This window comes from Microcoleus sp. S36b_A4 (assembly GCF_036700645.1).
Classification (GTDB): Bacteria; Cyanobacteriota; Cyanobacteriia; order Cyanobacteriales; family Microcoleaceae; genus Microcoleus.
Window position 1 is genome coordinate 1 of record NZ_JAUBPI010000153.1, and the last position, 8,353, is coordinate 8,353.

Annotated in this window: 6 protein-coding genes; 3 read left to right on the forward strand and 3 right to left on the reverse strand. The window is 45.3% G+C overall.

Annotated elements, in window-relative coordinates:
• Positions 1-191 precede the first annotated feature (191 nt).
• From QUA03_RS27500 to QUA03_RS27510, 3 genes are all read right to left on the reverse strand, one after another.
• Positions 192-1,601, reverse strand: coding sequence for a heterodisulfide reductase-related iron-sulfur binding cluster (locus QUA03_RS27500; RefSeq protein ID WP_333216700.1), 1,410 nt, complete (start codon positions 1,599-1,601; stop codon positions 192-194).
• A 197-nt stretch (positions 1,602-1,798) separates the two neighbouring features.
• A complete protein-coding gene (locus tag QUA03_RS27505; protein WP_333216702.1) occupies positions 1,799-3,091 on the reverse strand; it encodes a transposase in 1,293 nt (430 codons plus the stop codon).
• Positions 3,092-3,170: 79 nt separating this feature from the next.
• The gene (locus tag QUA03_RS27510) at positions 3,171-4,619 is read right to left on the reverse strand and encodes an FAD-binding oxidoreductase (protein WP_333216704.1); all 1,449 of its coding nucleotides are present in this window, start codon (positions 4,617-4,619) and stop codon (positions 3,171-3,173) included.
• Between the two features lie 97 nt (positions 4,620-4,716).
• Between QUA03_RS27510 and QUA03_RS27515 the strand changes: the two genes are divergently transcribed.
• From QUA03_RS27515 to QUA03_RS27525, 3 genes are all read left to right on the forward strand, one after another.
• Positions 4,717-6,180 (forward strand): ATPase domain-containing protein, encoded by a 1,464-nt coding sequence (locus QUA03_RS27515; RefSeq protein WP_333216706.1) that lies wholly within the window; start codon positions 4,717-4,719, stop codon positions 6,178-6,180.
• Between the two features lie 445 nt (positions 6,181-6,625).
• Complete coding sequence (locus tag QUA03_RS27520) at positions 6,626-6,997, forward strand: response regulator (RefSeq protein WP_333216708.1); 372 nt, start codon at positions 6,626-6,628, stop codon at positions 6,995-6,997.
• Positions 6,994-8,154 carry an ATP-binding protein gene (locus QUA03_RS27525; protein WP_333216710.1) on the forward strand — a complete coding sequence of 387 codons (1,161 nt, stop codon included), beginning with the start codon at positions 6,994-6,996 and terminating at the stop codon, positions 8,152-8,154. The genes QUA03_RS27520 and QUA03_RS27525 overlap by 4 nt, the downstream gene beginning before the upstream one ends.
• Positions 8,155-8,353 lie beyond the last annotated feature (199 nt).

Here is an 8,353-nt window from a genome sequence, read left to right on the forward strand (position 1 = left end):
AGCGGCGATGAATGATGACTATATGATGCAGATTCTCAAGTGCTTGTGTCAAGCCTGATTGAGATGCTCTTACCCTGAGTCTTTCCGCTAGAACAGCAGCCCAAAGTGCGATCTTTCTCAATACAGCGGTTCATCAAAAAAAAATCTCATTCAGCAGCGAAAATAGGGCAGACACCACTCGCCCTACAAAACTACTTCCTCAGCAACTTCACCCCGCGAATCGAATAATCCAAAAGCTCAATAGGGTGCATTAAAGTAACTTCCTTTCCCTGCAACTCCAAATGCTTCTTAATTTGCAAAGAACAACCCGGATTAGAAGAAGCAATCAACTCCGCCCCAGTATTCAGCAAATTCTCCACCTTTTGCACTCCTAATTCATCAGCAATCTCCGGCTGAAGCATATTGTAAACTCCCGCACTCCCGCAGCACAAAGCCGCATCCACAGGCTCTTTTAACTTCACCCCAGGGATTTGTTGCAGCAACTGACGCGGCTGCAAACTAATCTTTTGCCCGTGCAACAAATGACAAGCATCCTGATAAACAATTGTCAAATCTCCATCAATCAAAGGATTAAGTTTCGCCGTAATTCCCGCACTTGCTAAAAACTCTTGCACGTCCTTAACATTAACAGCAAATTTTTCAGCTTTCTCCCGATAATCAGGGTCATCTGCTAAAATATGACCGTATTCTTTCAAAGTATGGCCGCAGCCAGCAGCGTTGATAATCACAAAATCAACACCCGTATTTTCAAAGCTATCAATCATTTGTCTCGCCAAAGCTTTCGCCTGTTCCGCTTGGCCTTGGTGTTCCGGCAAAGCAGCACAGCATCCCTGACTTTTAGGAACCACAACCTCGCAACCGTTAGCCGTCAAAACACGCACAGTAGCTTCATTAACTGGCGAAAATAACAGCCGCTGGACACAGCCTAAAATCACGCCGACTCGATAGCGTTTCTCCCCTTCTGCCGGAATTACCTCTGGTAAATTATCCCGGAAAGAATCGACAGTAACTTTCGGCAAAATTGATTCCATCGCAGCCAAGCGGGGAAATACTTTTTTCAGCAAACCTGTTTTGCGGACAAGTTTTGGCAGTCCTAATTTTTGATAAATAAACAGCGGTGCAAGCAAAGGTCGCAATCTGTGAGGATAAGGGAAAAGATTAAAAATCAGAGTGCGAATTACATTGTCCGAAAAAGTGCGTTCCTGATTTCTAGTAACTTGGTGGCGCGTTGCGGAAATTAATTTGTCGTATTGAACTCCAGAAGGGCAAGTTGTAACGCAGGCTAAACAGCCCAAACAAGTATCAAAATGCTGGGAGGTTGCTTCGTTTAATGGTGCGTCGCCTTCGTTGATTGCATCCATTAAATAAATGCGGCCTCTGGGCGAATCCATTTCTTTGCCGAGTACGCGATAACTTGGACAAGTTGACAAACAAAAGCCGCAGTGTACGCAAGTATCGATTAATTTCGGATCGGGCGGATTGTTGGCGTCGAAACCGGGGATTTCGAGGGTTTGTAAGTGGGGATTTTGTGCTAGAAAATTGCTTTCTTTGGCAGGTCTTAAATCGTCGCTGGGAACTTGAGATTTTTCTGAAGTTTGCATATATATATTACCTAATTGTTTTTCTTCGTACCCAGAACTTTAGTCAGTTTAATGGAATTTAGGCAGAAGCTTTATCTGTAGGTTTGCCGCGCGAAAAATTCCGCTAGAAGTAGCGTGTAAAACCACTTTTTACAGAAGTCCTGAACGAATCAAGTCCTGACTACAAACTTTAAACTAAATAGCTGGTAAAAGTATAGTCATTTATAGGCATGGGAGGCTTCAAGTCCCTCCCCCTTCACTTTTACTTTGAGCGGATTAACCCGCCTCGGCTGAACTACGCAGCTCCCTATCCCATCGCTGAAGGCATTTGGGATTGCTTTTCTGAGGATGTTGTACGAAGCGTTGATATCAGAATTAATTAACTGACCAGTCGATGTTTTGTACAAACCTCGCTTAATACGCTTACCAGTAAACATTGGCTCTTTTTCTGTTTTCCCGTAGACAGGGATTGGGTCTAGACCCACGAAGTTTGCCCGCGATGTGTAGGATTCTTCCTGCACAATTACTGTGATTCCCACCAACCGAGCTTTGTACTCCAACATTTCAATTAATCGAGAGTGAGGAATACTAACAAAGTTTTGGTTGGTTTGCTTCCCTAGATCAATTTCAGTTTTCCACTGTGCATTCTTGCCAATTACTAGCGTCCCAATTTGTTTTGTATTTAAAATCGCAACAATCACACGACTAGCATGATGCAAGTAATTATCAACTTTCTGATTGCGACAGCGAGTTAATCGCTGAATCCTGGGTGAGGTTTGACGATTCCCTTTTAACTGGGATTGTAATCGGGATTTGCGTTTGTTATAGAACTGGTTAATCGATTTTAATGGTCGCCCGTTAATCAACAAAGGGATAAATCCCGGCTGATTTGAAGTTAACGCCACTAAATTATCCAGTCCCAAATCAATACTAGCTACAGAGTTGGCATTGCCAAGGGTGGACTCCGGTTCACTTCGACTACGCTCAGTACAAGCATCATAAATCACCTCAATTACATAGGAATCACATTTCGGAACCAGTCTAACTTGACAAATCTGGTTGGGATTGACTTGGGTTTTAATTGAAAGTTCAGTGCCGGAAAGTTTAATGATTCCTTTCTTCAACTGTTTGCTGCTAATTGCTTGAATCGTGTAGACGAGAAGATTTCGCCCTTTAGTCTTATCTTTGTACTTTGGCAATTTTGGGCGACCCGTGAATTTTGAAGAGTCAGCTTTGTAAGCTTTAACGGTTTCAAAAAACGATTTCCAATTCTTGTCTAGCACCATCAAGATTTGCTGACTTACTTTAGCAGGCAAAGCCTTATATGCTTCGTGAGACTTCATCAATCGGTTCATTTCGTTGTAATTGACATAGCCCCACCCATAAATAAAACTCTGACGAATGACGTAATTGGCGGCATTGTAGAGGTTTTTGGACTTGAAAGCTAGTTCGTCTATTTGGGCGAAACGGTGTTCCGTTGATTTAATGATGTGCCTCTCTGTTAGTTGCATTTGAGACTTGCGTTTTTTGGGCTATGCGTATTCCTTATTCAACACTCACAACAATATAATACCATTATTGCTTATAAACTCAATGAAGTTTTACAATACCGCTTATAAAACGATGGGGGCTCAAAATATTTTCCGGGTCAAACTGCTGTTTAATCCGGCGCATTAAATCGATCGCACTTCCAGTATAGCCCCAAACATCTAACTGTTGCTTGATGTCGGTCGGCGCTGCTAAAACACTCAGAAAACCGCCTTTCGCTTCGCACCCTCTGCGTACCTGCAACAACCTGTCCACCGTCGCATTCTCAAACCGCAAAACCCCCAAACCGCTGCCTGCATGAATCCAAGCGTCCTGTACCGGCAATTCGTTAATAGCCGTTACAGCTTCCGACGGTCTGATTCCTATTTTGCAAATAATTGCCGACTTTGTGCCAGAATCCCACATTGTTTCTGGCAATCTTTGCCATAACTGATGCTCATCATTTTCGCAGCAGCTAGTGCCTTGCAAACCCAATTTTTCGCCAACTTCCAGCAAGCGGGCTGATTGTTGTTTAACACTTTCTGCGATACTTTGAAATCTGACGATTAATCCCGTGCCCTTTCCTAAGCCTAATTTTGCGACTAATTCAGGTGACAGCAAATCAACGGCTGTCGGTGTCAAAGCAGAGGATAATAAGATTTGAGCCGTTTGGGACAAAGCATTAGTTTCCCCTGTCAGCACTACGGTTCCCGATGATTCAGGCAGCGGATAAACTCGGAAAGTTACTTGAGAAATGACCCCCAATGTGCCGTAAGCACCAGTAAACAGTTTCATCAAGTCGTAGCCGGCGACATTTTTAACAACTCGACCCCCGGCTACCGCAATTTTACCGTCCGATCGCACAAAGGTAATTCCCAACAGCAAATCGCGCACCCCGCGATAGCGATGCCGCAAGGAACCCGCATCAGCAGTAGCGACAATGCCGCCCAAAGTTACCTCTTGCGGATATGCTGGATCGATCGGCAAAAATTGACCTGCAGCAGCTAAAATTTGCTGCAAATCCGCAAACTTCATCCCGGCTTCTGCCGTCACAGTTAAATCGCCCACAGCGTGTTCTACAAGCCGATTGAGGCGCGAAGTGCTGACAGCCACAAGCCCCGCTGCATCACGAGATACCCTTAAATCCCCCTTAAAAAGACCCACTTTGACAACATCTTGCTCCCCCCTTTGTAGGGGCGGTGCCCCCGTGCCCGCCCTGGGCTGGGGGGGATCGGAGTCTAATTTAACTAAACCACCCCAATCAAGTTTGCTGCCGCTGCCACAAGGCAAGACTGCACAGCGATTTTGCCCAGCCCAAGCAATGACAGCCGCCAGTTCTTCCTGAGTATTCGGGTAAACAGTACAATCTATTTTCGTGTGGGGGGCAACTGCTTTTTCTACCCGTTCTTGCCAAAATGGCTCTGTATCTTGCCAGCGACAGATGCCAGCAGTGCCGACAATACTTTCTAATTCTTGTGTGCTTACGTAATTTTCGGTAGAAAAAGATTTCATGAAGGTTATCAGACGCCCGCTAAAAAAAATTATCAAAACACTGCCTAAAACCATTAAATATTAATACGGGCCCGATATTCAAAACATGAAGAAACAAATGTCTCAAAACCGAATTTCTATGGGAATTACCGGTCTCAACGAAGTGATTGGCGGTGGCCTAATTCCTCAACGCTCTTATCTGGTGCGCGGCGGCCCGGGTACTGGCAAGACTACACTGGGCTTTCACTTTTTGGCAGCAGGTGTGGCTCTGGGAGAAACGCCCCTGTTTATTACTTTAGGAGAACCGGAAGCGCAATTGCGCGCCAATGCCGCAAGTCTCGGTTTTGATATGGAAGCGATGGCGTTTCTCGATTTGAGCCCATCGTCAGAATTTTTTACCCAAGTTCAGACTTATGACATTTTCTCCCCCTCCGAGGTGGAGCGAGAACCGACTACACAAAAGATTATCGAGCGAGTTCAAGCTGTCAAGCCACAACGGGTGTTTTTGGACGCGATCACTCAATTTCGCTACTTAGCTGCGGATGAGTTTCAGTTTCGCAAGCAAGTTTTGTCTTTTCTGCGGTTTTTGGTGGAAGGGGGGGCGACGGTGGTGTTCACTTCAGAAGGCACTTCAAGTGCTCCCGATGACGATTTGCAATTCATCAGCGACGGAGTAATTTACTTGGAACTGCGCCCTGAAGGACGCGCCCTGTCTGTCACCAAGCTGCGAGGCTCCAACTTCCGCAGCGGCCGCCATTCGCTGCGCCTGACTCAGGCTGGTATGGAAGTATTTCCGCGACTGCTGCCGGACAACTTTCAACAGGATTTTGTTGCGGAAGCGATTTCTTCTGGGGTTCCAGAAATCGACGAATTACTGCACGGGGGACTGGAACGGGGGACTGTGACGGTGATTAGCGGGCCTAGCGGCGTGGGTAAAACCACGGTGGGCATTCAGTTTATGAAGGAAGCTGCAGGAAGGGGGGAGCGATCGGTAGTTTACATTTTTGAGGAGTCAACTTCTACTCTGTTGCAGCGCTGCGAATCAGTTAACATCCCGGTTGGGGCGATGATAGGGCAAGGAAGTCTTTCGGTGATACCCGTGGAACCTTTGCTGTACTCGCCGGATCAGTTTGCCTGTATGGTACGGCAGGAAGTGGAACAGGAAAAGACGCGGATTGTGATGATTGACAGTATTTCTGGCTATCAGCTTTCGATGCAGGGGCAAGATTTGGTGAACAATTTGCACGCTTTGTGTAAGTATCTGAAGAATATGGGAGTCACCGTTATTTTGATTAATGAGGTAGAAGCTATTAGCGGAGATTTTCGGCTGACCGAGATCGGAATTAGCTATTTGGCGGATAATCTTCTGTTTATACGCTATCTGGAACGCCAACTGCATAATAGGACAGAAATCCGCAAGGGGATCGGAGTAATTAAAAAACGAGTCAGCAATTTCGAGAGAACTTTGCGAGAACTCGAGATTACTCGCTACGGCATCAAAGTCAGCAAACCGATACGGGGGCTGCGCGGCATTTTGAGTTCGGCGCCGGTGTGGATTGAGGGGGAACCGGACGAAGATTGAATCGGGGCTTCTCCTGCTGTTTCTGGGCAAGTGCAGCTAATTTTGCAGTCGTGAATCTACTAATAAGTAGGGGGCGCACCGCGCACCTCACCACTAGCTGTAGGGGGCGCACCGCGCACCTCACCACTAGCCTAAGTTCTGGAAAACTTAAATATATTGGTAAATTTGTGTATTTTTAGACTTTTATCGTAGTGTAGTTTTCAATTCTATGAAATACAGTAGGGGCACAGGGCACGTGGCCGTGTCCTGTACCCCTACTGTATTTGACTCAACTGAAAACCTATGTAATCCCTCGCCGAAAAGTAAGCTAATACCAGATAAAAAAAGAATCCAACTTGAGGCTACCTCCCAACCCATATATAATCACTCACTCCCCATTCTAAAATCTCAAATCTACAATCTAAAATCTAAAATGGTATAACCCGTATTCACAGGAAGCTGATCAATGACTGGCAACTCAATAATTTTAGCCGTAGACCGCAATCAGCGAAACTTGGAACTATTAGCACAATTTCTCAATAAAGAAGGATACCAGATGATCGCGGCTTATAACTATGAAGATGTTGCACAAGCTATCAGTCAGCCTGCTAGGATCGGGATGGCTTTAGTAGATATTTCTGGTTTCGATCGCCGGATTTGGGACTGCTGCGAACAACTGCGAAATCACCAAATCCCTTTTCTGATACTCTCGCCCAAACAAAGCGCTGCCATTCAGCACGAAAGCCTCTGCCACGGGGCTCGGAATATGTTGGTAAAACCTTTGATAGTTAGAGATTTGCTGGGAATTGTTCACAGCTTGCTAGGAGAATCTGCGTGAGTCAAATTTTATTGCTTGTCGAACAAAAAGAAAATCGCCGATTGTTATTAGAATGGCTAGCAGTTTATTATGAGGTATTGCTGCCAAACTCAACAGAAAATAGTGAGGAGTTTTTACCATTTAATCAATCTTTTGACCTGGCGATAATTGACGGTATTTCCCTGAAACGCCACTGGCAATGGGTTGCCGCCCAAAAAGAGGCAGAACACCCGGTATGCTTGCCTTTTCTTTTGATTACATCCCGCTCGGATGTAGGGATGGCAACACAATTTATTTGGCAAAGTATTGACGATTTGATTATCGCTCCGATCGAGAAGATAGAATTGCAAGCGCGGGTGGAGATTTTGCTGCGATCGCGCCAGTTGTCTTTAACTCTCAAATTGTCTCACGACCAACTCGATCGCACTTTGCAAACAGCCCAAGAACTCAATGAGATGAAAACATCTTTGCTGTACATGATTGCCCATGACGTTCGCAATCCTTTGAATTTCATCATCGGCACTACACAACTTCTTAGCAAGTACAAGTTAACATTAACAGAGGAGAAAACACAAGAACTTCTAGACAAAACTCAAGCAGCTGCAAAAGGCATAGATTTGTTATTAGATGATGTTTTGCTGCTGGGGCGTGTTGAGTCGGGAAAAACAGGTTTTTGCTTGCTACCGATAGACTTAGCAAAGTTGTGTAATGAGTTGGTAGAGGAATTTCAGAGCAGCCTGAAGTTGAAACATGAAAATGAGCGGGTGACGCTGATTTTTGTCAATCACCATCAATCCGCGATGGCGTGTTTGGAGGTAAGCTTGCTCAGGCGAATTCTGGGCAATTTGCTGTCCAATGCTATTAAGTATTCTCCCCCAAATACCGAAGTAATTTTTGAATTACAACTTACTGAAACGGAGGCTATTTTTTCAGTACAGGATGCAGGAATTGGCATACCTGTCGCAGACCAAGGACGGCTGTTTGATTCATTTTACCGGGCTAAAAATGTCGGTCGCATTCCTGGTACTGGACTGGGGCTGAGCATTGTTAAAAAATGCGTGGACTTGCACGGTGGCGAAATTACTTTGATCAGTGAAGAAGGCGTCGGCAGTACATTTACAGTAACGCTGCCGATCACAAAAACTGCAAAAAACCAAATCTCGCCTGCAACGACTTAAACTAGATGCAGACATTATCTTGGGATATTCATCGATGGATTTGACGCCCCGGTGAGGCTCTACCTGGTAGTGTGACCATGAGATTTATCCTCAAACAACTGAATAAAAATCTCGCTTTGTTTTCAACCCACATTCCGCACCCCAACTGGCACATAGGCAGATTGAGGGGGTAAAAGTGAATCATCCGAGACCATCATGA

Excerpts from the sequence above, each read along its gene's own strand:
- QUA03_RS27515 (WP_333216706.1), top strand. The coding sequence starts at position 4,717 with ATGTCTCAAAACCGAATTTCTATGGGAATTACCGGTCTCAACGAAGTG.
- QUA03_RS27510 (WP_333216704.1), bottom strand. The coding sequence starts at position 4,619 with ATGAAATCTTTTTCTACCGAAAATTACGTAAGCACACAAGAATTAGAA.
- QUA03_RS27500 (WP_333216700.1), bottom strand. The coding sequence starts at position 1,601 with ATGCAAACTTCAGAAAAATCTCAAGTTCCCAGCGACGATTTAAGACCT.
- QUA03_RS27520 (WP_333216708.1), top strand. The coding sequence starts at position 6,626 with ATGACTGGCAACTCAATAATTTTAGCCGTAGACCGCAATCAGCGAAAC.
- QUA03_RS27505 (WP_333216702.1), bottom strand. The coding sequence starts at position 3,091 with ATGCAACTAACAGAGAGGCACATCATTAAATCAACGGAACACCGTTTC.